The 23,566-nt window shown below is 73.6% G+C and carries 15 protein-coding genes and 1 pseudogene; 6 read left to right on the forward strand and 10 right to left on the reverse strand.

What is annotated here, in order from left to right; genetic code table 11:
- Positions 1-23: 23 nt before the first annotated feature.
- Positions 24-1,367, reverse strand: coding sequence for a glutamine synthetase family protein (locus P1V51_05540; GenBank protein ID MDF1562483.1), 1,344 nt, complete (start codon positions 1,365-1,367; stop codon positions 24-26).
- Between the two features lie 66 nt (positions 1,368-1,433).
- On the opposite strand from P1V51_05540, the gene P1V51_05545 reads away from it, so the two are divergent.
- Positions 1,434-1,826: a hypothetical protein gene (locus P1V51_05545; GenBank protein ID MDF1562484.1), complete on the forward strand. Its 393-nt coding sequence runs from the start codon at positions 1,434-1,436 to the stop codon at positions 1,824-1,826.
- 1 nt (position 1,827) lies between these two features.
- Here P1V51_05545 and P1V51_05550 read toward each other — a convergent pair whose 3' ends face one another.
- On the reverse strand, positions 1,828-4,383 hold the full coding sequence (locus P1V51_05550; GenBank protein MDF1562485.1) for a carboxypeptidase regulatory-like domain-containing protein: 2,556 nt from the start codon (positions 4,381-4,383) through the stop codon (positions 1,828-1,830).
- Positions 4,384-4,779: 396 nt separating this feature from the next.
- Here P1V51_05550 and P1V51_05555 point away from each other — a divergent pair, with 396 nt between their 5' ends.
- Entirely contained in the window at positions 4,780-7,305 is a 2,526-nt protein-coding gene (locus P1V51_05555) for a hypothetical protein (GenBank protein MDF1562486.1), read from the forward strand.
- Between the two features lies 1 nt (position 7,306).
- Here P1V51_05555 and P1V51_05560 read toward each other — a convergent pair whose 3' ends face one another.
- Positions 7,307-8,755, reverse strand: coding sequence for a DASS family sodium-coupled anion symporter (locus tag P1V51_05560; protein ID MDF1562487.1), 1,449 nt, complete (start codon positions 8,753-8,755; stop codon positions 7,307-7,309).
- A 319-nt stretch (positions 8,756-9,074) separates the two neighbouring features.
- Here P1V51_05560 and P1V51_05565 point away from each other — a divergent pair, with 319 nt between their 5' ends.
- The 3 genes and pseudogenes from P1V51_05565 to P1V51_05575 all read left to right on the forward strand — a co-directional run bounded on the left by P1V51_05565 (position 9,075) and on the right by P1V51_05575 (position 13,163).
- Positions 9,075-11,393: a hypothetical protein gene (locus P1V51_05565; GenBank protein ID MDF1562488.1), complete on the forward strand. Its 2,319-nt coding sequence runs from the start codon at positions 9,075-9,077 to the stop codon at positions 11,391-11,393.
- 50 nt (positions 11,394-11,443) lie between these two features.
- Positions 11,444-12,478, forward strand: a complete 1,035-nt coding sequence (fbp, locus tag P1V51_05570) for a class 1 fructose-bisphosphatase (GenBank protein ID MDF1562489.1) — start codon at positions 11,444-11,446, stop codon at positions 12,476-12,478.
- Between the two features lie 136 nt (positions 12,479-12,614).
- Positions 12,615-13,163: pseudogene (locus P1V51_05575) on the forward strand (ADP-ribosylation factor-like protein).
- A gap of 421 nt (positions 13,164-13,584) precedes the next feature.
- Here the strand turns inward: P1V51_05575 and P1V51_05580 are convergent.
- The gene (locus P1V51_05580) at positions 13,585-14,262 is read right to left on the reverse strand and encodes an LON peptidase substrate-binding domain-containing protein (GenBank protein ID MDF1562490.1); all 678 of its coding nucleotides are present in this window, start codon (positions 14,260-14,262) and stop codon (positions 13,585-13,587) included.
- An 88-nt stretch (positions 14,263-14,350) separates the two neighbouring features.
- On the opposite strand from P1V51_05580, the gene P1V51_05585 reads away from it, so the two are divergent.
- A complete protein-coding gene (locus P1V51_05585; GenBank protein ID MDF1562491.1) occupies positions 14,351-15,319 on the forward strand; it encodes an ornithine cyclodeaminase family protein in 969 nt (322 codons plus the stop codon).
- A gap of 4 nt (positions 15,320-15,323) precedes the next feature.
- On the opposite strand, the gene P1V51_05590 is transcribed toward P1V51_05585, so the two are convergent.
- From P1V51_05590 to P1V51_05615, 6 genes are all read right to left on the reverse strand, one after another.
- Positions 15,324-17,930, reverse strand: coding sequence for a fused MFS/spermidine synthase (locus tag P1V51_05590; GenBank protein MDF1562492.1), 2,607 nt, complete (start codon positions 17,928-17,930; stop codon positions 15,324-15,326).
- Between the two features lie 2 nt (positions 17,931-17,932).
- Entirely contained in the window at positions 17,933-18,940 is a 1,008-nt protein-coding gene (locus P1V51_05595; protein MDF1562493.1) for a WYL domain-containing protein, read from the reverse strand.
- Complete coding sequence (locus P1V51_05600) at positions 18,937-19,935, reverse strand: WYL domain-containing protein (GenBank protein ID MDF1562494.1); 999 nt, start codon at positions 19,933-19,935, stop codon at positions 18,937-18,939. The genes P1V51_05595 and P1V51_05600 overlap by 4 nt, the downstream gene beginning before the upstream one ends.
- A gap of 33 nt (positions 19,936-19,968) precedes the next feature.
- Entirely contained in the window at positions 19,969-20,493 is a 525-nt protein-coding gene (locus P1V51_05605) for a hypothetical protein (protein MDF1562495.1), read from the reverse strand.
- Between the two features lie 70 nt (positions 20,494-20,563).
- Positions 20,564-21,097 carry an archaemetzincin family Zn-dependent metalloprotease gene (locus P1V51_05610; GenBank protein ID MDF1562496.1) on the reverse strand — a complete coding sequence of 178 codons (534 nt, stop codon included), beginning with the start codon at positions 21,095-21,097 and terminating at the stop codon, positions 20,564-20,566.
- A gap of 55 nt (positions 21,098-21,152) precedes the next feature.
- Complete coding sequence (locus tag P1V51_05615) at positions 21,153-23,495, reverse strand: kelch repeat-containing protein (protein MDF1562497.1); 2,343 nt, start codon at positions 23,493-23,495, stop codon at positions 21,153-21,155.
- Between the last annotated feature and the right edge of the window lie 71 nt (positions 23,496-23,566).

The following is a 23,566-nucleotide window of genomic DNA, read 5'->3' on the forward strand; positions in this document are numbered from 1 at the left end:
GCGGGCGCGTCGGGTCCGAAACGTCAGGCCAGCTCGAAGTAGCGCTTCAGCTCCCAGTCGGTGACGGCCTTCTGGGCCTCGCGGACCTCCCACTCCCGGGTGCGCACGAAGTGGTCGACCAGCCCCTCGCCCAGCAGCTGGGGCGCGAGGCGGGAGCCCTTCAGGCGCTCGGTGGCCTTCTGTAGGTTCTCGGGCAGAGGCGGAGCCTCGTCGGCCTCGTAGCCGTTGCCCCTGGTCTCGGGCATCAGCACCGCCTGGGTGCGCACCCCCTGCAGGCCCGAGGCGAGGGAGGCCGAGAGGGCCAGGTAGGGGTTGGTGTCCGAGCCGGGCAGGCGCATCTCGACCCGCATGGCCTTCGGGCCGGGGCCGGTGATCACCCGCGCGGCGCAGGTGCGGTTCTCCAGGCCCCAGGTGACGGAGGTGGGCGCCCAGGTGCCCGGCACCAGGCGCTTGTAGCTGTTGATGTTCGGCGCGTAGAAGACGGTGAGCTCGGGCATCAGCGCCAGCTGGCCGGCCAGGAAGTGCATCATCGTCTTGCTCATGCCGTAGAGCTCGTCGGGGTCGTCTCCGACGAAGGCGTTCTCCCCCTCCCGCCACAGCGACTGGTGGATGTGCCCGCTGCAGCCCGGGTAGGCGTTCGACCACTTGGCCATGAAGCAGGCGGTCACCCCGTGGTGGGAGCAGATCTCCTTCACCGCGGTCTTGAAGAGGGCCGCCTTGTCGGCGGCGGCGAGGGCGTCGTCGGCGCCGATGGCCGCCTCGTAGACCCCGGGCCCGGTCTCGGTGTGGAAGCCCTCGAGGTCGATGTCGAAGGCCTCGAGGCCGTCCATCAGATCGTGCACCAGCTCGGACTGCTGGGAAGAACGCAGCCAGGAGTAGCCGAACATCCCGGGGGTCAGGCTCCGGAGCTCCCGGAAGCCCTTCGCGTGCAGCTCGTGGGGCTGCTCGTCGAAGAGGAAGAACTCGTACTCGAAGCCGACCTTCGGCGTGTAGCCCTCCTTCTCGATCTCGGCGATGACGCGCTTGAGCCCCTGCCGGGGGCAGACCTCGGGGTCGAAGTCGAGCAGGAAGGCCGCGACCCCCTCCTCCCAGGGGACGATCCGCATCGTGTCCAGATCGATGCGGGCGTCGAGGTCGGGGTAGCCCGAGTGCCAGCCGGTGAACTTCGTGTTGTCGTAGAGCTGGTCGTTGCTGTCCCAGCCGAAGATCACGTCGCAGTAGCCCAGGCCCTTCTCGGCCGCCGAGAAGAACTTCTCCGGGCGCACGTACTTCCCTCTGAGGATGCCATCGACGTCGAAGCCACCGAGCTTCACCCGCCGGATGCCCTCGGCCTCGAAGAGCTGTCGGATCTCGTCGATCTTCGTCATGCTCGACCCCCTTGTCGTCGACGGGTGGAGCCTACCACGGCCCCTTGGGATAGAGTGTCGGAGGTCATGACGGGCACACCTCAACGCTGGTCGGGTCTCGCTGCGAGCTTCCTCTCCCTCCTCCTGCTGGGCTCCCTCGCCTGCGGGGGCGAGGCTCCGCGGGTGAGGGTGGACGTCTCGCCGGCGGTGATCGACGCCGACGGGCGCTCGACCGCGCGGGTGACGGTGAACCTCGAGGGCTACGAGGGGTCCGTGCTCCTCTCGACCAGCCGCGGCACCTTCCAGGACAGCGGCGCCGAGCGCTTCCCGACGACGATGTCCGCCGGCCAGGCCGTGGCCGTGCTCGTCGCCTGCGACGAGGCCCTCGATCCCGACTGCCCGGGCAACGCCTCGGTGGTGGCGGACTGCGAGGGCGAGATCGGCTTCGGCATCGCCACCTTCGCCTCGACGAACCCCTAGCTCACTCGGGGAAGGCGGGCTCGACCTCGGTGGTGCGGCCGGCGTCGACGACCAGATCCTGAGCCTCGCGCTCGGCGATCTGCCCGAGGTTGGTGCGCACCGCGCGCAGGTGGTAGCCGCCGGGCTCGACCCCGTCGAAGACCACCGGGCAGGGCCCCGAGCCCAGGCCGTAGGCGGCCGAGGCGTTGGCGCGGGGGTGGGGGCCGTCCATCCGCTGGAGGACCACCCAGCCCTCGCTGCCGGGGGCGCAGAGGTAGCGCACGACGCCCCGGGAGGGGTCGTCGAAGTCGTAGCGCCGCTCCTCGCCCGGCTCGAGGGTGAGGTTGGGGCTGCGCCGCGCGCTGCGGGTGCCGCCGGGCCCGACGAGCTCGAGCTGGAGATCGACCTGCCGGGCCGAGAAGGGGCCGATGCGGTAGCTGCCGTCGGGCCCGGAGCGGGTGCTGTTGCGTCCAGGGCTCCCGACGATGAGCCGGCCGGGGCCGCCCGCCTGGCCGAAGATCCAGGCGCCGGCCACGAGCTTCAGCTCGATCGTCTCGCCGCCGCTGATCTCGCGGGCGACGTCGGCCTCGTTCTCACCGAAGCGGGGGTGGGTGGCGGAGAAGACGTAGTTGCCCGGGGGGAGGATCAGCTGCACCCAGCCCTCGCGGTCGGTGCCGGGGGAGTCCATGACCCTCCCCAGGTGCCCGGGCCCTCCCCGGGCGATCACCCGGGCGCCCACCGCCGGCGCGCCGGTGGGATCGAAGACCCGCACCTGCACCGGCCGGGAGGCGGAGAGGACCACCTCGCCGAGGTCGACGTCGCCCGGGCCGGGGGTCAGCTCGCGCACGACCTCGGCGCGGCCGTAGCCGGCGATCGTCACCCGGTCGGCGGTCACCGGCAGCGCCTCGTCGAAGGCGCCGTCCGAGGACTCGAGGTGCTCGCCGTTCAGGAAGAACTCCATCAGGGGCAGGCGCTTCTCGTCGACCACCCTACCGCGCACCCGGCGGGCGGGCGTCAGCTCGATGACGTGGAGCTCGGCGGGCTCGGGCCCCTCGGGGAAGGCCTGGGTGAAGCGCGGCTGGTAGCCCTCGGCGACGATGCCGAGCATCCGGTCCTCTTCGTCCACGGCCTCGAAGAGGAAGTTCCCCTCGGCGTCGGTGAGGGTGCCGCGCGAGTGGATGTCGGCCTCCTCGAAGCCGACCTCCCAGCGCGCGCGGCCCAGGCGCACCTGCGCGCCGGCGACGGGTCGGCCGCTGCGCTCGTCGATCACCTTGCCGCGCACCCGGCCGGTGCCCGCCGGGAGGATCACCTCGACCTCCTTCTCCTCGCCGGCGGCCAGCTCGAAGGTCGCCAGATCCCGGCGCTCGCTCTGGCGGGCGCCCGCCTCGATCACCCGCCAGGTGCCCGGCATCAGCTCCTCGGCCCGGAAGCGCCCGGGCTGCTCGACCGGATCGACGGGGACGGCCTGGGCGAAGTGCTGCATCCCCGTCGCGGGATCCGAGGAGAGGAGGATCAGGGAGGCCTGACCCACGGGCTCTCCGCCGGGGCGGCGGGCCAGGAGGATCGCGCTGCCGCCCGCGTGGGCGACGATCCGCAGGTCCTCCCGCGGCGGGCCCTGGTACTCGCCCAGGCGGCCCTCCCCGCGCACGTGGAGGGAGACCGGCCGACCCCCGTCGCGCGCCAGGAGGTCGAAGCGCCCGCCGGCGTCGGTGACGAGCTTCTGCGGCAGCGCCGGCAGGACGATCCCCTGGCCGTCGAGGTGCAGGCCCGAGAGGGGGGCGCCCGCCTCGTCGATCACGATCCCCGCCAGCCGCCGGGCGCGCTCCAGGGTGAGGACCACCTCCTGCGAGCTGCCCGCGGTGACGTTGGCCCAGACCGAGGCGGCGCCGTCGGCGGTGGCCGCGACGATCTCGTAGCCGCCTTCCGGAAGATCCCCGAGGTCGAAGGCTCCCCCGGCGCCGCTGACCGTGGGATCGGCGGCGGCCGGGCGCAGGGTGAGCTCGGCCCCGGCCACCGGGGCGCCGTCGGGGCCGAGGACCAGGCCCCGGATCCGGCCGGTGCCCCGCAGCACCAGGGTGAGGACGCCGGTGGGGAGGTTCTGCTCCCGCAGGAAGAAGGCCTCGGCCTTCGCCTCCCCCTTCTCGGCCCAGGCGTCGTGGCGCCGGCCGTCCACCGGGTAGGGGATCGTCACCTCGCCCCGGGCGTCGGTCACCCCGAGGGGCTGATCGTCGAGGAAGACCGTCGCCCCCTCGGCGGGGACCGGCGCGTCGGGGCCGAGCACCCGGATGGTCAGGGGCGTCTCGGGCGCCAGCGCCTCGCCGCCATCCCCCGGGACCTCGGCGCCGCGCTCGGCCTCGGGGGCCGGCGCCGCCGCCCCGCCGGCGATCCCGCGCCAGAGGCGGGTGAGGGTGCCCTCGGGCTTCACCTCGGCCGCCGGCACGGCGGCCGCCGGGCTCCCCGGCCCGGGCGCGGGTGGGGGCGCGGGCGAGAGCAGCGAGCGCAGGCCGAGGAAGGCCAGGGCGAAGAGGGCGAGGATCGCCAGGGGGGCGATGAGGCGCTTCTTGGGGGAGGGTGCCATGCGGGGTGAGGGGTTGCTCTTCAATGAGACCACGAACCGTGGGAGAGGTTCACCCTCGGTCGGGGGATCCAACCCCCGAACCCCCGGCGGATTCCGCGCCCGGTTTTGCCGCGGCCTCTCCGAATGCGGGCCGGAGGGGCTTCGTGTGGTTTCGAGATCGACCTTGATCCGGCACGGCTGACGGCTGACGGCTCATCCATGCATTCAGCGAGCCCGCGATCTGAAACGGCGGGCCCTTTCACCTATGTGGCCCGAACGAGACCTTGCTGTGCCGTGAGCCGTGAGCCGCGAGCCGTGACGGTCATCCGTGAACCATGGAAGTGAGCCGGGTTCCCGGGAGAACCGGCCGCAGGCGCGGTTCGCGCCCGGGCGGCGAGGAGTGCTCTAATGGCGCCCATGAAGAACTGGCCGGGGATCCTGTTCGCGCTCTCTCTCCTCTTCTCCACCGCCTGCCCCCGCGAGGACGAGGGCCCCTGCGAGGCCGGCCGCGAGCTCTGCGGCTCGATCTGCGTCGATCTGCAGACCGACTCCGCCCACTGCGGCGCCTGCGGCGAGGTCTGCTCGGCGCCCGAGACCTGCGGGGCGGGGAGCTGCCAGCGCCTCTGCGCCGGGGACGAGGTGCTCTGCGAGGGCGCCTGCATCGATCCGCTCACCGACCTCGCCCACTGCGGGGCGAGCGGCGACTGCAGCGGCGCGAGCGCCGGCCTCACCTGCGGGGCGGGCGAGCTCTGCGACGGCGCCGGCGCCTGCGCGCCGACCTGCGCCGCCGGAAGGGTGCTCTGCGGCGGGGCCTGCATCGACCCGGCGACAGATCGGGATCACTGCGGCGCCAGCGGCGACTGCAGCGGCGCGAGCGCCGGCCTCACCTGCGCGGCGGGCGAGCTCTGCGACGGCGCCGGCGCCTGCGCCGCCACCTGCCAGGCGGGGATGATCGTCTGCGGCGGCCAGTGCGTCGATCCGGCCGTCGACGAGCGCTACTGCGGCGCCACCAACTGCGCGGGCGGCGTGGGCGGCGTGGCCTGCGCTCCGGGGGAGCGCTGCCTCTCGGGGCTCTGCGAGCCGAGCTGCCCCGCCGGGCAGCTCGCCTGTGACGGCGCCTGCATCGATCCCCTCACCGACCGCACCCACTGCGGCGCCAGCGACTGCGCCGGCGGCGCGGCGGGCGTCGACTGCGCCCCGGACGGGGTCTGCGACGGCACCGGGAGCTGCAGCACGGTCTGCGCCGGTAGCCTCCTGCTCTGCGGCGATCAGTGCATCGACCCCGCCACCGACGAGCGCTACTGCGGCGCCAGCGGCAACTGCCTCGATGTGGCGATGGGCGAGGTCTGCGGAGCGAGCGAGCGCTGCGAGAGCGGCACCTGCACCCCGGTCGGCGCCTGCCCGGCTGGCCAGCTCCTCTGCGGGGGCTTCTGCGTCGATCCCCTCACCGACCGCACCTACTGCGGCGCCACCGACTGCGCGGGCGGCGCGGCGGGCATCACCTGCCCGGCCGGGATGGTCTGCGACGGCACGGGCCTCTGCCGCCTCGAGTGCCGGGTGGACCTCGTCGCCTGCGAGGGCGTCTGCATCGATCCGCTCACCGACCGGGCCCACTGCGGCGCCACCGGCGACTGCCTCGGCGCGAACGCCGGCGCCGCCTGCCCGGCGGGCACGGTCTGCGACGGCACCGGTCAGTGCCTGGCCGTCTGCGCGGGCGGCCGGGTGAGCTGCGGCGGCCAGTGCGTCGATCCCCTCCTCGACGCGCAGTACTGCGGCGCCCTCGGCTCCTGCTCCGGCGCCAGCGCCGGCACCAACTGCTCGGCCCTCGGCGAGGTCTGCGACGGCACCGGCCAGTGCGCCACCACCTGCCAGGGCGGGGCGATCGCCTGCGACGGCACCTGCGTCGACGCCTCGACCGACACCCGCTACTGCGGCGCCAGCGGCGCCTGCGGCCCGGGCGAGCGGGGCGAGGTCTGCGATCCGGGCGAGGTCTGCCAGTCGGGGGTCTGCATCCTCGACTGCCCGGCGGGCCTCGTCGGCTGCGGCGGCAGCTGCATCGACCCCGACCAGGACGAGACCTACTGCGGCGCGACCTTCGACTGCGCCGGCCCCAACGACGGCACCGACTGCGCGGCCCTCGGAGAGATCTGCGACGGCAGAGGCGCCTGCGCGGCGTCCTGCGGCGCGGGCCTCTCGCCCTGCGGCGACCTCTGCGTCGATCACCTGACCGACCCCGACTACTGCGGCGACTGCAGCACGGTCTGCACCGGCGGCGTGGGCGAGGTGGTCTGGTGCGACGGCACCTGCCAGTCCGGCTGCGCCGCCGACTACGACGAGTGCGACGGCGATCCGGCCGTGCCCTGCGAGGCCCACCTCCCCGACGACCCGAACAACTGCGGCGGCTGCAACGTCGTCTGCGACTCGGGCCACTGCATCGCCGGCCAGTGCACCGGCCTCGTCTTCATCACCAGCACCCAGTACACCGGCAACCTCGGCGGGGTGAGCGGCGCCAACCAGAAGTGCCAGCAGCACGCCGTGAACGCCGGCCTCCCGGGCACCTACAAGGCCTGGATCAGCGGCACCGGCTACAGCCCCGGGACCCAGCTGAGGCAGTGGACGGCCCCGATCGTCCTGCGCGACGGCACGGTGGTGGTCAACGACTGGCCCGACCTCCTCGACAGCTCGATCTCCCACGGGATCGACCAGGACGAGCTCGGGAACCCCGGCCCGGCGATGTCGAGCCCGGGCTGCGGCCACGCCTACACCGGCACCTGGCCCAGCGGCGGCGCGGTGAGCGCGACCTGGCGCTGCGCGGAGTGGACCGCCGACACCGGCCAGGCCTCGGTCTGGGGGCGCTCGGACCTGACCAACTTCGGCTGGACCCAGTGGTGCAGCGGCGGCAGCTGCGCCTACCTGGCGAGCCTCTACTGCTTCCTGCAGTGAGCTAGCGGATCAGCAGCGCGGCGAGCAGGGTGATCAGGACGATGCCGATGAGGTTGAGCCAGAGGCCGGCGCGGATCATCTGCTGCAGGGGCACCTTCCCGCTGCCGTAGACGATGGCGTTGGGGGGCGTGGCCACCGGCAGCATGAAGGCGCAGGAGGCCGCGAGCGCCGCGGGGATCACCAGCTCGGCCGGGGCGAGGCCCAGGCCCCCGGCGAGGCCGGCCAGCACCGGCACCAGGGTGGCGGTGGTGGCGGTGTTGGAGGTCAGCTCGGTGAGGAAGATCACCAGCGCGGCGACGACGCCGACGACCAGCCAGCCGGGCAGGCCGGAGAGCCCGGCGGTGAAGGAGCCGATCAGCTCGGTCACCCCGGTCGCGGAGAGGGCGCCGGCCAGGGAGAGGCCCCCGCCGAAGAGCAGGAGGGTGCCCCAGGGCACGCCCCGGGCGGTCTCCCACTCCAGGACGAAGCGGCCGGCGCGAAGATCGACCGGGCTCACGAAGAGGACGAGCGCCGCGCCCATGGCGATGCCGGCGTCGGAGAGGCCCGGCACCCCCAGGTAGGGCCGGCTCACCCACAGGGCGGCCGCCGCGCAGAAGACCCCGAGGGTCACCCACTCGCCCCGGCTCACGGGCCCCAGGCTCTCGCGCTCGTGGCGCAGCAGGTCGGCGATCCCCTCCACCGGCGCCGCGCCCACCGGCAGCAGGCGGCGGGTCAGCAGCCACCAGCAGAGGGGCAGGAAGAGGACGACCAGGGGCAGGCCCACCTTCATCCAGGAGACGAAGTCCATCGGCACCCCGAGCTCCTCGGAGAGGAAGGTCGCGGCGATCAGGTTGGGCGGCGAGCCGATGAGGGTGCCGATGCCGCCGATGGAGCCGGCGTAGGCGACCCCGAGGAGGAGCGCGACCGGGAGGTTCGCCTGCTCACCCTCGAACTCCCCGTCACCGTCGGCGTCGAGCTTGCGGCCGACCAGGGTGAGGACCGAGAGGGCGATGGGCAGCATCATCACCACCGTCGCCGTGTTCGAGACCCACATCGAGAGGGCGGCGGTGACCGCCATGAAGCCGGCGATGACCCGCGTCGGCCGGCTGCCCACCACCGAGAGCACCCGCAGGGCGAAGCGGCGGTGCAGCCCCCAGCGCTGCATCGAGAGCGCCAGGAGGAAGCCGCCGAGGAAGAGGAAGATCAGCGGGTGGGCGTAGGGCGCGCAGGCCTCCGCGAGGGTCCCCGCCCCCCAGAGCGGGATCATCAGCACCGGCAGGAGCGCGGTGACGCTGATGTTCACCGCCTCGGTGAGCCACCAGATCGCCATCCACACGCCGAGGGCCGCCGCGGCGCGGGTGGCGTCGCTGAGCGTCACCAGCTCCCCGGAGGAGGAGACGAAGTCGGCGGGCAGGAGCCAGCCGACGAGCCAGCCCAGGAGGGGGCCGCCGAGGAGGGCCGCGAGGCGCACCCATCCTCTTCCTGCTTTGTTGCTCTCCTCCATCCCGAGGGAAGTCATATTCACGGGGATGGGGTCGCGGCCAGCTTCGTGGGTTCACGTCGGGCGCGATCGTGATCTCGCGGCGGAGAGGTGACCGACACGGCTCGCCGCTCACGGCCCACGGCTCAGCCAGGAAGACGGGCACCAAGAGGTGAAAAAGAGAAAGGGGTCCCCCTCCGGGTTCCATGGGCTCGATCGTTGAGCCGTGAGCCGTGAGCCGTGTCGGAATCCTGGAGATCTCGAAAGACCGACTTGTAGCCTCGGCAAGCACCGCGCTATCGCTGAAGGCGTGAGACGCCTTCTCCTCCTCGTCCTCCTCCTGACCGCCGCCTGCCCGGACCCGGGCACCGACGACCCCGGCTGCCCCGACAACCAGGTGTACCTCGAGGGCGAGTGCCGCTCCCTGGGCTGGACCGACTGCCCCGCGGGCTTCGAGGCGGTCGCGCGAGGCGGCGGCTGCCAGCCGATCCTGCCCCCGGGCGACTGCCCGCCCGGGACGATGGCCGCCGTCGGCCAGGCGGGCTGCGTGGCGATCGGGCACCTCGACTGCGGCGCCGGCTTCGCGCCTTCGCCGGATCACCCCGGCTGCGCCCCGGTGATCCCCGAGACCGCCTGCGCCGGCGCGACCCTCACCCTCCTCGGGGAGACCACCTGCCAGCCCCTCGGTGACTGCGCCGCCCCCTTCCCGCCCTCCGGGGCGACCCGCTTCGTCGACGCGAGCTACACGGCGGCCGAGGTGGACGCGACCCACCATACGAGCCTCTCGGCGGCCCTCGCCGCGGCCGCTCCCGGCGAGCTCATCGCGGTGGAGTCGGGCACCTACGCCGGCAACATCGAGCCGGGCCGGGCGGTGACGGTCGTCGGCCGCTGCGCCGAGGAGGTGCGGATCGAGGCCCAGGGCCTGCGCCGGCCCGGCGTCTACTCGGTGGGCGTCGCCGGGGTGGTGGTGAAGGGCGTCACCCTCGCCGGCCACTTCCAGGGCGTCCGCGCCCAGGAGGGCGGGACCATCGAGATCGAGGACGTGCTCGTCGAGTCCCCCTCCTTCGCCGGCGTGATCGCCTGGCTCCCGGGCAGCAGCGTCACCGGCCAGCGGGTGGTAGTGCGGGACGTGCGGGCCGACGGCGGCTCCTTCGGCTGGAGCGTGAACGCCGACGAGGGCGCCTCGATCACCCTCTCGGAGGCCGAGCTCACCCGCAGCCACGAGGCCGGCGCGATCGCCACCAGCAGCGCCAGCGGCCAGAGCTCCCTCGCGCTCTCCCGCACGGTGATCCGCAGCACCAACCTCCCGGGGGCGAGCCTGGCGGGGCTGGGCGCGGGGGTCTTCTGGGGCGGCAGCCTCACCCTCGACACCGTGGCGATCCTCGACACCCGCCGCACCGGGGTGGCGGCGATGGGCCGCAACGCCCGGCTCGAGGCCACCGGGCTCTTCGTCGGCCACGTCATCGGGGATCAGAGCGGCGAGGCGGCCTCGGCCATCGACGTCAGCGACCGGGCCTCGGCCCGCCTGCAGCAGGTCACCGTGCGGGACGCGGAGGAGGTCGGGCTCTTCGCCGTCGGCCCCGGGGTCGTGGTGGACCTCCTCGACGCGACGATCGTCGAGGGCGTGGCGCCCGCCGACGCCGCCCGGACGGCCGCCGCGGTGGCCCTCGAGCTGGGCGGCACGGTGACGCTCGCCCGGACCGCCCTCCACGGCAACACCCACTACGGCCTGGCCGCCTTCGACCCCGGCTCGAAGATCGTCGCCGCCCAGGTGGCCGTCACCGACACCCGCTCCTCCGGCGGCATCCTCGGGCGCGGCGTGAACCTCGAGGCCGGCGCGGCCATCGAGCTGCGGGGGGTCTCCCTGGAGCGCAACACCGACGAGGCCATCTTCGTGCACGGCCAGGTGCGCACCGGCGAGCGCAGCACCCTCACGGCCTCCGATCTGGTGGTGAAGGACACCCGGGCCCGGGACACCGGCCTGGGCGGCGAGGCGCTGCGGGTGGAGAACGGCGGGCTGGCCGTGCTCGAGCGCGCGGCCCTCCTCGGCAGCCGGGACACCGCGGTGGTGGTGGACGACGACCTCGGCGACGTCGGCGCGCCCGCCGAGGTGCAGCTCAAGGATCTGCTGATCCGGCAGGTCCACCTGGCCCCGGGCGGCACCAACGGCGCCGGCCTGGCGGTGGGGGGCGTGGGGCGCGTGGAGAACGCGCTCATCGAGGAGGTCGGCTCCTTCGGCGCCCTGGTGGGCAACCCCACTGGCAGCCTGGTGATGACGAAGGTCACCGTGCGGGACGTCACCGGCCAGAGCGCCTCCCCCACCTACGGGGAGGCGGTGGTGGTGCTCTTCGGCGCGCGCCTGGTGGGCGAGGGGCTGCTCCTGGAGGACAGCGTCCTGGGGCTGGTGGCCGACGCGGCCCGCGGCTCGGTCGCCGGCTCGGCCATCGTCGGCAACCAGGTGGGGCTCTCGGCCCAGAACGGGACGAGCCTGGTCGTCCTCTCCGCGGCGCCGGTGGAGCTCTCCCCGGGCACCCTGGCGGTCACCGAGGACACCCTCTTCGCCGGGAACGGGACCCGCATCGCCGCCGACACCGTGCCGGTGCCCGAGCCGCCCGCCTCCAGCGACTGAAGACCCGGCCGACGTTTCGCAGCGGTGGCGATGGGAGTAGAACCTTCGGCATGGCGAGCGAACAAGGAAAGGCCTTCGGCCAGCGGATCGTCACCCTCGAGCGGCACATCATCGACTCCCAGCGGGACTTCCCCGGGGCGAGCGGTGCCTTCTCCCAGCTGCTGACCTCCATCGGGCTCGCCGCCAAGGTGATCACCCGGGAGGTGCGGCGCGCGGGCCTCGTGGACATCCTCGGCAAGACCGGGGACACGAACGTGCAGGGCGAGGAGGTCACCAAGCTCGACGTCTACGCCCACCAGCTGATGGTGCGGATGCTCGGCCGCTCCGGCCAGGTCTGCGGCATGGCCTCGGAGGAGGAGGACATCTTCATCTCGATCCCCTCCGGGCAGTCCCGCGGCGCCTACATCGTCTGCTTCGATCCCCTCGACGGCAGCTCGAACATCGACGTGAACGCCACCATCGGCACCATCTTCGGCATCTGGCGGGTGATGCACCGCGAGGCGATGGTGGGCGAGGTGCCGGTGGAAGAGGCCATGCAGCCCGGCCGGGCGCTGGTCGGCGCGGGCTACGTCATCTACGGAAGCTCGACGATCTTCGTCTACACCACCGGCAGCAGCGTCCACGGCTTCACCCTCGACCCCACCATCGGCGAGTTCCTCCTCTCCCACCCGAACATCAGGACGCCGGCGCGGGGCGGCATCTACTCGGTGAACGAGGGCAACGCGAGCAAGTGGGACCCGAGGGTCCGCGAGTACATCGAGACCCTCAAGGGCGACGAGAACGCCCGGGGCAAGCCCTACTCGGCCCGCTACATCGGCTCGCTGGTGGCGGACTTCCACCGCAACCTGCTCAAGGGCGGCATCTTCCTCTACCCGGCCGACGTGAAGAACAAGCAGGGCAAGCTGCGCCTGATGTTCGAGGCCGCGCCCCTGGCCTTCGTCTGCGAGGCCGCCGGCGGCGCCGCCACCGACGGGACGCAGCGGATCCTCGACCTCGAGCCGGAGGACCTGCACCAGCGCGTCCCCCTGATCATCGGCTCCGCCGACGACGTCGCCGAGGCGACGGCCGCCATCGGCGAGCCCTAGGCGCCGGGTAAAAGCCCTGGGGTTTCGGGCACTTTCTTGACCGGCGAGCCGGATCGAGAAGAGAATCGTCTACCCTTGGTCCGCGCCGGGACCAGACTGCGGGCGACGGAAAGAACCTTCGGGAGTCAACGAGCGAGTGCCCACCTACAACTTCAAGGATCGCGAGCTCACCGCGAAGATCGTCTATTACGGGCCCGGGATGTGCGGGAAGACCACCAATCTTCAGCGCGTCCACGAGAAGATGAACCCCGACCTGCGGGGCAAGCTCGTCTCGATCGCCACCGAGACCGACCGGACGATCTACTTCGATCTGCTGCCGATGAACCTCGGCAAGATCGCCGGCATGACCTTCTCGGTGCGGGTCTTCACCGTGCCCGGGCAGATCTACTACGCCGAGACCCGCCGCCTCGTGCTCCAGGGCGCCGACGGCGTCGTCTTCGTCGCCGACAGCGCCAAGGACAAGCTGGCCGAGAACATCGAGTCCCTCAAGGACCTCAAGAAGAACCTCGCCGCCAACAAGCTCGACTACGCGACCATCCCGATGGTCCTGCAGTGGAACAAGCGCGACCTGCCCAACGCCCTGCCGGCGGGGGCCCTGCAGCGCGCGGTCAACGAGCGGAAGGTGCCGGCCTTCGAGGCCACCGCCACCACCGGTGAGGGCGTCCTCGAGACCCTGCGCGGCATCACCGTCGAGGTCTTCAACTACATCAAGGCCGGCATGAAGTCGGGCGACGTGAAGCCGACGGTCACCGGCGGCAAGAAGGCGCCGCCGAAGCCGGCCCCCGCCGCCGCGCGCCCCGCGCCCGCGGGCCCCGGCGCCGCGAGGCGCCCGCCCCCGCCCCCGGCGGCGGCCCACCACGCCTCGACCCCCCTCGACGATCTCGGCGCCGACGATCCCGAGGAGATGCGCAAACAGATCGCCTTCGCCGAGTTCCAGAACCTGGCGGTGATGCACCACAAGCTGGTGGAGCGGGTCAGCCTCCTGGAGAAGGAGGTCTTCCGATTGCGCCGGGACCTCAAGGCGATGGGGGGCGGCACGCGGCCGGCCGCCGCTGCCCGCAAGCCCGCGCCGAAGTGAGCCCCGGGGAGCGCCGCTCCCCCCTTCCTCAATTCAGGTCGCTGTCGGGCGCGCCGCTGCCGGTCAGGCGCAGGAAGATCTCCGCGATCCCCGCCTGGATGCCGTCGATCCGCCGCAGCGGATCCCGCTCCTCGAGCAGGCGCTGACGCACCGCCGGATCGGGGATCAGGCGGGCGGCCAGCTCGCCGGCGAGGCAGGTGCCCGCCTGGCGGTTCTCGAGCAGCTCCGAGAGGGCGGGCCGCGCCTCGGGCACCTCCTGGGCGAGCTGGAGCGCGAGGCTGCGCAGGCAGGCGAGGCGCGGCTCGTCGATCGCGAGCGCGGGCTCGTCGGCCAGCCGCTCCACCCGCGCGAGGCGGAAGGAGCGCTCGGGCGGCAGCTCCTCGATGAGGCGCAGGCGGTCGGTGCCGTGGATCAGGATGTGGTAGCGGCCGTCGGGCTGGCGCTCGTGCTCGAGGACGATGCCCGCCCCCATGATCGAGTGGACCGGCGGCCTCCCCTCGTAGTCGGCCTCGTAGCCCGGCTGCAAGAGCGGCACCGCCAGGGCGCCCTGCCCCTCGGAGAGGGCGTACTCGACCAGGTCGCGGTAGCGCGGCTCGAAGACGTTGAGGGGCAGCCGCGTGCCCGGGAAGAGCACGGTCGAGGGTAGCGGGAAGAGAGGCATCGCCTCGAGTGAGGTCCGCGGCAGCTGGGGAGAGAGGAAGTCCATCGCCTTCGTGCGGGAAGATAGCCCCGTGTCGCGGTCAGGCCAGATCGGGGTCTGACAGGCAGCGCCAGGAGCGACTAAGGTCCGGGGCATGGAAACGCTCCTCCTGACCCGCAAGGACCTCGCCGCCCTCCTGACCATGGACACCTGCCTGCCGGCGGTGGAGGAGGCCTTCGCCTCCTTCGGCCGCGGCGAGGCGCTGATGCCGGCCAAGGTCTACCTGCCCCTCGAGAAGGAGGGCGGGGACTTCCGGGCGATGCCCTCCTACCTCGACGGCGCCGCGGGCCTGAAGTGGGTGAACAGCCACCCCCACAACCCCGAGCGCCACGGCCTGCCGGCGGTGCTCGCCCTCTACATCCTCTCCGATCCCGAGACGGCCGCGCCCCTCGCCGTCATGGACGGCACCCTGCTCACGGCGATCCGCACCGGCGCCGCCGCGGGGATCGCCTCGAGGCACCTGGCCCACCCCGGCGCGAAGAGCCTGGGCTTCATCGGCTGCGGGGTGCAGGCCCGCTACTTCCTGGAGGCTCACCGGGTCGCCCTCGGCGAGGCCTTCGAGGGCCTCGAGCTGCGCATGGCCGACCGGATCCCCACGGCCGCGCGGCTCTTCGCGAAGGAGGCCGGCGGCGAGGCGGTGAGCGTGGAGGTCGCGGCGGGCTGCGACATCGTCTGCACCGCGACCCCCTCCTGCGAGCCGGTGGTGCGCCGCGCCTGGGTCGGCGCCGACGCCCACTACAACGCCATGGGCGCCGACGGACCGGGCAAGCAGGAGCTGGACCCCGAGATCCTCTTCGACGCCCGGGTCTTCATCGACGACGCCCACCAGGCCTTCGCCAGCGGCGAGGTGAACGTGCCCCACGCCGCCGGCGACTTCCCCGAGGAGCGCGTCGCCGGCACCCTCGGCGAGGTGGTCGCGGGGCTGGCGCCGGGGCGCGAGGGCGGCGGCATCACGGTCTTCGACTCGACGGGCCTGGCCGTGCAGGACCTGGCGGTCGCCCGCCTGGCCTACGCCGCCGCGCGCGAGGCGGGGGTCGGCCTCTCCCTCGACCTGGTGGGCTGAGGCTTCAGCGCAGGCGCGCCGCGAGGGCCGCAGAGAGCGGCCGGTGCTGGGCCGGCAGGCGCCGGGCGTAGCCGAGGGTGCGCTCGACCTCCTCGAAGGAGAGGGGGCGCCCCTGGGCCGCCCGCGCCGCGAGGTAGCGATCGAGGAGCAGCTCGGGCGTCGCGCGCCGGCCGGCGAGGAGCGGGTCGAGGCGCTCGAAGAGGGTCGAGCTCTCCTGCTGGAACTGCCGGCGGGGCGCGTCCCACTCCAGCCGCTCGCGGCCGAGGGTGTTGATCGGCCCCTCGGGCAGGAGGGCGGCGAGCTCGCCGGTGGAGAGGCGGTGGTGGGAGAGGAAGGCGAGGAGCCCGGGCAGCTGCATCCGCGCGAGGTCCGCGGCCACCCCCGGCCGGGCGAAGCTCGCCTCGAGCTCGGCGGCGGTCGGGCGCAGCGGCTCCGCCGAGCCGATCACCACCAGGTTCGAGAGGTCGTGGTCCACGAAGACCTCGATCCGGGGGAAGACCGCCGCCAGGGTCCGCAGGACCAGGGCGGCGTTCTCGTCGCTCTGCTCGTAGGTCTGCAGCCAGAGGGCGAAGGCGCCCCCGGGGGCGAGGCGCGCGCGCACCGCCTCGAAGAAGTCCCGGGTGAAGAGCGCCGCCACCCCGGCGACCCAGGGGTTGGTCGGCTCGGAGATCACCAGGTCGTAGCGCTCCTCCCCGAGGCGCAGGTGGCTCTGGGCGTCGTCGATCACCACCCGCACCCGCGGGTCGGAGAGGACCCCGCCGTTGGCTCCGGCGAAGGCCGCGTCCGCCCGGATCACGGCCGGCGAGATCTCGACGATCTCCACCGCCTCCACCGGGTGGAGGAGCGCCGCGCCGGCGGTCACCCCCGAGCCGTGGCCGATCACCATCACCCGCCGGGCGCCCGGGTGGAGGAAGAGGGGGCCGTGCGCGAGCAGGAGCTGGGTGTCGAGGTCGACGTGGCTGGAGGCGTCGGGCTTGGTGTTGAGGAAGAGGGTGCGGTTGCCGGCGCGCTCGCTGACGAGCACCACCTGGTGCGCGTCCTCCTCGAGGAAGACCACGTCCGGCGTGCCGGGGCGCGCCACGAAGTGCTCCCGCCACCGCTCGAAGGAGGTCGAGGGGTGGCGCAGGCGCTCGGCCGCCGGCGCCTTCGGATCGACCGGCTCGGAGAGGCGCAGGTGGCCGCGGGCCAGGCGCAGGGGATCGGCGAAGTCCCGGTCGAGGGCGAGGTGGAGCCCCCCGCCGGCGAGGAGCAGGGCGAGGGCGGCGAGCTTGCCGGGCGTCCCCACCGAGGAGAGGCCGAGGAGCGCGGCGCCGGTGAGCGCCGCCACGACCAGGATCAGGTGGTAGCTGCCGCCGAGGCCCAGGCCGGGCAGCAGGACGAGGGAGCCGAGGGCCACCCCCAGGAGGTTCCCGCCGGTGTTCCAGGCGTAGGCCAGCCCCACGCCCCTCCCCGCACCCTCGACCCGCCGGACCAGGATCCCGCTGACCAGGGGGAAGGTGAGGCCGAGGCAGGCGGTCGGCACGAGGAGGAGGCCGAGGCCGAGGGCGGCCTCGAAGAGCTGGAAGAGCTCGAAGCCCGCGGCGCTCTCGCCCAGGGCGATCCGCGCCAGGCCGCCCCAGTAGCCCAGGCGCGAGACGGCCGGCGCCGCCGCGAGCAGCGAGAGGACGAGGACGAGCTGCCCGATCCCGAAGACGCGAAAGGGATCGCGCACCGCGAGGCGGGTGACGAGGCCCGCGCCCAGGGAGATGCCGGCGACGAAGCACATCAACATCACGGTGAAGGAGAAGGTCGAGGAGCCGAAGGCCAGGGCGAAGATTCGCAGGAAGACGAGCTCGGCGAAGAGGGCGACGAAGCCGCTCGCCCCCAGGGCGAGGAGCGCCGCGCGCCGCCGGCGCGCCTCGAGGGGCGCGGCCGCGGCCGGCGGGGGCTCCTCCTCCTCCCCGCCTCCGGAGGCCGGCTGCTCGCCGCGCAGGCCGAAGACGAGGGCGGCGGCCAGGAGGTTCAGGCCCGCCGTCAGGAAGAGCGCCCCCTGCACTCCCAGCGCCGGCAGCGCCCAGAGCCCGGCCAGGCCGGCGCCCAGCACCGCGCCCAGGGAGTTGAGGGCGTAGAGCCCGCCCACCGTCCGGCGCGTCCCCCCGGCGCTCCCCACCAGGTGGCGGGAGAGGACCGGCAAGGTGCCGCCCATCAGGAAGGTCGGCGGCAGGAGCAGCACCGAGGCCAGCAGGAGGCGGGGCAGCAGGCGCAGGGCGACGGAGGCCTCGGCGATCCCGGCCGCGCCCGCGAGGGCGACGTAGGCCGCGCCGGCCAGGCCGACCAGCAGCGGGAGGAGCAGCGCGTAGAGCGCCACGCCCAGCTCGAGGGCGAGGAAGAGGCGCAGGGGCCGGGCGCTGCGATCGACCCGCCGGCCGAAGAAGACGGCGCCGAGGGCGAGGCCCAGCATGAAGGTGCCGAGGACCACCGCCTGGGCGTGGGCCGAGGCGCCGACCAGGGGCGCGAGGAGCTTCGAGGCGATCACCTCGTGCATCAGGCCGGCGAGCCCGCTGCAGAGCACGGCCAGGAGGATCCGGGCCCGCTGCCCCCCTCCCTCCGGCCGCGCCCTCGCCCCGTCCATCGTCAGCGGTGACGGGCCAGGGCCCGGCGCGCGTCCTCCCGGACCTTCTGCGCCAGCGCCTCGGGGGCGAGCACCCGGGCGTGGGGCGCGAAGGAGAGCACCCAGGCGCTGACCCACTCGGCCGAGGCCAGGGGGAAGACGATCTCCACCGAGCCGTCGTCGGCGAAGGTGCAGCTCTCGGCGGCGACCTGCTCGGCGGCGAAGCGCGCCTTCTGTGGGCCCACCCGGACCCGGGCCACCGCGTCGGCGGCGCTGCGCAGGAGGCCGCGCGAGCGGAGGGAATCGAGGATGCCCTCGGGGACCTCGAAGGCCCCGGCCTCGCCCGCGGGTCGCGCCTCGCCCATGCGGTCGAGGCGGAAGACCTTGTAGGGGTCGTGCTCCTCCCCGGCCCCGGCGGCCGGCGGGGCCTCGGGGTCGCCCGCGACCAGGTACCAGTCGCCCTTCTCCGAGTAGAGGCCGTAGGGGTGCACCACCCGCTCGCGGCGCGCGTCGCGGTGGGCCGAGAAGTAGTCGATGGTCACCGCCTGCCGCGCCATGATCGCCGCGGCGAGGATCGCGTGGAGGTCGCCGCCGGCGCCGTCCATCGCCCCGGCGCGGATCCGCTCGCGGGCCTCGAGGTAGCGCGCGCGCTCGGCGTCGCTCATCGCCGCCTCCAGGCGGGAGAGGGCGCCCTCGACCTGCGCGGCGAACTCCGGGCCGGCGCGGTGCAGCACCGTCTGGGCGCCCACCGCCAGGGCGAGGGCCTCGTCGTGGGTGAGGCGCAGGGGCCGGTCGAGGGAGAGGGAGAGGTCGGCGTGCACCCTCCCCGCCTCGAGGTAGAGATCGAGGAAGTCCGCCGGAGAGAAGGGCGGGCGCCCCACCATCAGGAGGAAGTCGAGCTCCTCGGCCAGCGCCTCGGCCTCGATCCCCAGGCGCCCGGCGAGCTCCTCGATGGGGATGCCCTCCGGCCGCTGCGCCACCAGCGGCACCAGCAGGAGGGCCCGGCGCACCCGCTCCTGGAGCTGGCTCACGTCAGGGCCTCCAGCCGCGCGCGCAGCTCGGCGCGCAGGCTCTCGGGCTCGATCACCGCGACGGCGTCGCGCAGGGAGAGGAGCTGCTCGATCAGCGGCTCGAGGAAGCGCGCCTCGAGCTCGACCTCCACCGCGCCGTCGGCGGCCGGCGTGAGCCTCGCCTCCTCGCCGAAGAGGCGGCGGGCCCGGGGCGCCTGCCGGCGCTCCAGCGCGACGCGGACGGTCTCGGGCTCCCCCTCGCCCCAGCTCCAGGCCCGCTCCCGCGCGAGGCGGGCGAGGTCCAGCGCCGCGGGGGCCTCGAAGTCGGGGCTCTTCGGCTTCGCGTCGTTCACCGAGAGCGCCTCCATCCGATCGAGGAGGAAGGAGCGCGGCTCGCGCCGCAGCAGGCAGTGGGCCCGCAGGGTCCAGGCGCCGTCCCGGCAGTAGAGGCCGTGGGGCTCGACCTCGCGCTGCCGCACCTCGTCCCGGTAGAGGGCGTGGTAGGTGAAGCTCACCCGCTTGCGGCGGGCGATGGCGTCCTGGAGGAGGGCGAAGGCCTGCCCCACCCTCCCGGGCTCCCCCCGGGGGCGCGAGTGCACGGCCAGCCGGCCGGAGAGGGGGCTCTCGGCGCCGGTGCCGGTGGTGGCGAAGCCGATCTTCTCGAGGGCGCGGGTGACCTGGGCCTTCCAGGGGAAGCCCTCCATGTCCTGCGCCGCCGCGCCGGCCACCGAGAGGAAGGAGAGCTCCACCGGCGTCAGCTCGAGCTCGGGCAGGAAGTACTCCTCCCGCGAGAGGAGGTAGCCGCCCTCGTCGTCGGCCTCGGAGGGCTCGTGGTAGCGCAGGGGCAGGCCCAGCTCGAGCAGCTCGGCCTTGTCCCGCTCGAACTTCCGCAGCGCCGAGTCGAGGGCGACCTTCGAGTAGTCCTCGAAGTGGTCGCGCAGCTCGCGGAAGGCGATGGGCTCGCGGCGGGCGAGGAAGAGGGTGATCAGGTCGAGGAGCCGTTCGGCGCGATCCATGACGCTTCCCTTGTTGCCGCCCTCGCCGGGCTCCTAGGGGGCGAGGTTCGCCGGGACGCAGGCCAGCGGCCCGAGGAAGGAGGAGCAGACGTAGCCCTCGCGGCAGTCGTCGTCACCGCCGCAGGCCTTCAGGCAGGCGCCGCCGGTGCCGAAGATCAGCCCGCAGACGCCGCCGGCCGGACACTCGAGGCCGGTGTTCGGCCCGCACTCGGCGGAGCAGTAGCCGCCGACGAAGGTGCCGAAGGTGTCCTCCTCGGTGTAGCAGACGGCGCCCTCGGCCTGCTGGCAGTCGGCGGTGCTCTGGCAGGCGTCGCCGATGGCGCTCGTGCCCGCGTCGAGGCTACCGCCGTCCGGCCCGCCGTCGGGACCACCATCGACCCCGCCGTCGAGGCCGACCTCGGAGGGGAAGACGCACTGGCCCTCGTGGCAGATGCGCTCGCCCTTGCACTGCACGTCGGAGCCGCAGCCCTCACCGGGCAGGTAGAGCACCGGCCCGCCGCAGCCCTCGAGGAGGAGGAGGGCGAGGAGCAGGGAGCCGATGGTCGCGGGGGTCCTCATGCCTGCTACTCCTATCACCTCGGACGCGGCTTCGAAGACCCCGGCCTCGAGCTCCCTCCGGCGCGGCGCGTCAGGAGACGACCGCCCGGCTCCGGCAGCTGTCGCAGAGGCGGGCCTCCTTGCGGTCGGTGTCGGAGAGGGTGTTCGAGATGAACATCGCGCAGCTCTCGTGGTTGCAGCCCGGCAGCCCGAGGACGTGGCCCACCTCGTGGAGGACCTCGCTGGCCAGCCGCCGCATCAGGAGAGAGTGGTCGGGGGGCCGCCCGTACCAGGAGGGCCGCAGGCGCGCCAGGGAGACCACCGCGGCCTTCCCCTCGCGGTCCGAGTCACCGAAGACGAAGTTCACGTCGGGCATGAAGAGGTCGACCTCGCAGAGCCCGACGCCCATCAGGTGCTTGCGCGGCGAGATGGCCTGCCCGACCCGCCGGACGATGGCCGTCGCGTGGAACTGGTCGTTGCCGGCGTTGAAGGCGTACTTCGGCTCACCGAGGCTGATGAGCAGCTCGAAGGGGACGCCCAGCGTCTCTTGGAGATGCGTGCCCACCTCCCGGCAGAGGTTCTTGGGCATCGCACCAATCGGGATGATCGCCAGGGTGCGCTCCATCGCCCGGCCTAGTCATCACAGGTCCGGGGGGCTGTAAAGGCAAAAGGTGCCCCGGTCAGAATGACCAGCCGATGCCTCCGCCGACCAGGAGGGAGTCGTGCAGGTAGGCCTGCACCGAGGTGCCCGCCGAGGTGGCCCAGGAGGTGATCCCGTATTCGTAGGCGAGATCGAAGAAGAGGCGGAAGGGGCGCAGGTCGAGCTCGAAGCCGAGCCCCGCGCGGGTGGAGAGGGAGTCGGAGAAGACCGTCAGGCCACCCTCCAGGTAGGGCAGGAAGCGCCAGAGGCTCACCGGGTGGAAGCGGCCGGCCAGGCGCACGCCCAGGGGCTTGAGCAGGAGGGTGGTGGCGACACCGGCGCGCCCCATCCGCCAGCCCAGCTGCAGGCCCACGCCCACCCCGAGCCCCCAGTTCTCGGCGTCTCCGATCCGGGTCTGGGCCAGCACCTCGAGGTCGAGGCGCGGCGCCAGGAGGAGGCCCTCGGCCGGGGTCTCCCAGAGCGGTGAGATGCGCTCGGGGATCCGGTCGCGGTCGAAGCTCTCGGCGATCTCGAGGTCGCGGGAGATGATCTCGAGGAGCGCCGAGCGCACCTCGTCGAGGAGGCTGTCGAGATCCCGGGCGTGCCGGGCGGTGCGGGCGATGTTGCGCTTGGTGTTGAGGTCCACCAGGGTGAGGTTCAGCACGAAGCGGCTGCCGACCTTGCCCAGGGTGCCCGAGAGGATCCGCTCGGCGTCCAGGGCGCTCGAGACCGCGCCCCCGCAGCCCGCGTCCGAGGCGCAGCCCAGCAGCTGCCGCTGCTCCTCCAGGGAGAGGAGGCCGCTCACCTCCGCGTGGCCCATCACGTCGTAGATGTCGAGGCTGCCCAGCTCCGACTGCACGAACTCCGAGAGCGAGCGGGCGTCGGGGCCGAGGTCCACGTTCGCGCCGCCGCCGGGGGAGAGGCCGAGGAAGGCCAGGCGCATCTTCGGGCGCCCCTGCTCGTCCTCCTCGCGGGCCGCCGCGCCGCCGGGCGCCGCCAGGGCCCCCAGGAGCAAGAGCGCTCCGAGGCGCCGGCCCAGGGCGCGCAGGCGCGCGGGGGTCGAGAGGGCGAAGAGGGCGATCAGGCCGAGGGCGAGGAGGAGCAGCCCTCCGCCGCCGGCGCTGGAGCAGTCGTAGCGCGGCACCGGGTAGGTCGGGCCGCCGTCCGGATCGGCGCCGCCGTCGGCGCCGCCCGCGTCCGGGGCGCTGCCGTCCGGGGTCCCGCTGTCCGGCGCGCTCCCGTCGGGGGTGCCGCCGTCCACCGGCGCGGGCCCCGGCCGCTCGTAGAGGTAGGTGTCGTTGAGGGGGGTCATCGCGCCGCCCCCCGGCCGTCCGCGGCCGCCGAAGAGGAGGAGGCCGTCGGCGGTGGCGACCATGTCCGCGTCCCCGCGCGCCATGGGCGGGCTGCCGGCGGGGGTGATCTCGACCCAGGCCGCCTCGGTGACCTCCCAGGTGTCGCCCAGGGGATCCACCAGGGTGGCGTCCATCCCGCCGAAGGCGACCAGGACGTCACCGTAGGCGGCCAGGCTGGTGCCATAGCGGCGGGGCGGATCGACCTGGGGCACGGTCACCGGCGAGACGTCGGTGCAGTTCACGCCCCGGTCCATCCTCCACAGGTCGTTCATCACGCCCATCGTGTTGAAGGAGCGCCCGGCGAAGACGTAGACGGCGTCGGCCTGCGGCCAGTAGGCCATGGCGTGGCCGTAGCGGTCGGGCAGGGTCGCGTCCCCGAGGCTGGTCCAGGAGGCGGTGGGGATCCCGCCGCCGTCGGTCACGCTCAACACCCAGAGGTCGGACTGGGTGTTGTTGTTCACGCTCCCGCCGAGCATCCAGATCAGGGGTCCGCCCGAGCCCACCGGGTCGTGGACCATGGTGTGGTTGTGGCGGATGGCCGGCGGGGTGGTGCCGCTCTGGTCCACGCCGCGCCAGGCGCCGTTCTTCCAGATCCACACGTCGTTGAGCCACGCGGTGTAGGAGTGCCCGCCGAAGAGGACCACCCCCTGGAGGGTCGGGTCGTAGACCATCGCGTGGCCGTGCCGCTTCGGGGGGCAGGAGGTGGGCGTGCAGGTCACCGGGCCCACCTCGGTCCAGCTGCGGTTCGCCAGGGACCACTCCCAGGTGTCCTGCAGCTCGAAGTCCCCGGTGCCGCTGTCGACGGTGCCGCCGAAGAGGACGACCACCTCGCGGTCGGAGTCGTAGGCCATCGCGTGATCGAAGCGCGCCGGGGGCTTCTGCCCGACCAGGTTCAGGGCCGTCCAGGTCGGCTCGGTGACCAGCGCCTGGCGGTGGGTCCCGTAGGGCTCGGGATCGCTCCCGCAGCCACAGATCGTGAGCCCGCAGAGGCTCCCCAGGGAGATCGTCACGACGAGAGCTCGAAGGTGCATGAGGACGACTTTAGGCGGCCCGCGCGCCCGGCCACAAGCGAGGGCCAGATCCTTCCCTCCCCTCGTCCGTA

Source organism: Deltaproteobacteria bacterium, from assembly GCA_029210625.1.
GTDB lineage: Bacteria > Myxococcota > Myxococcia > SLRQ01 > SLRQ01 > JARGFU01.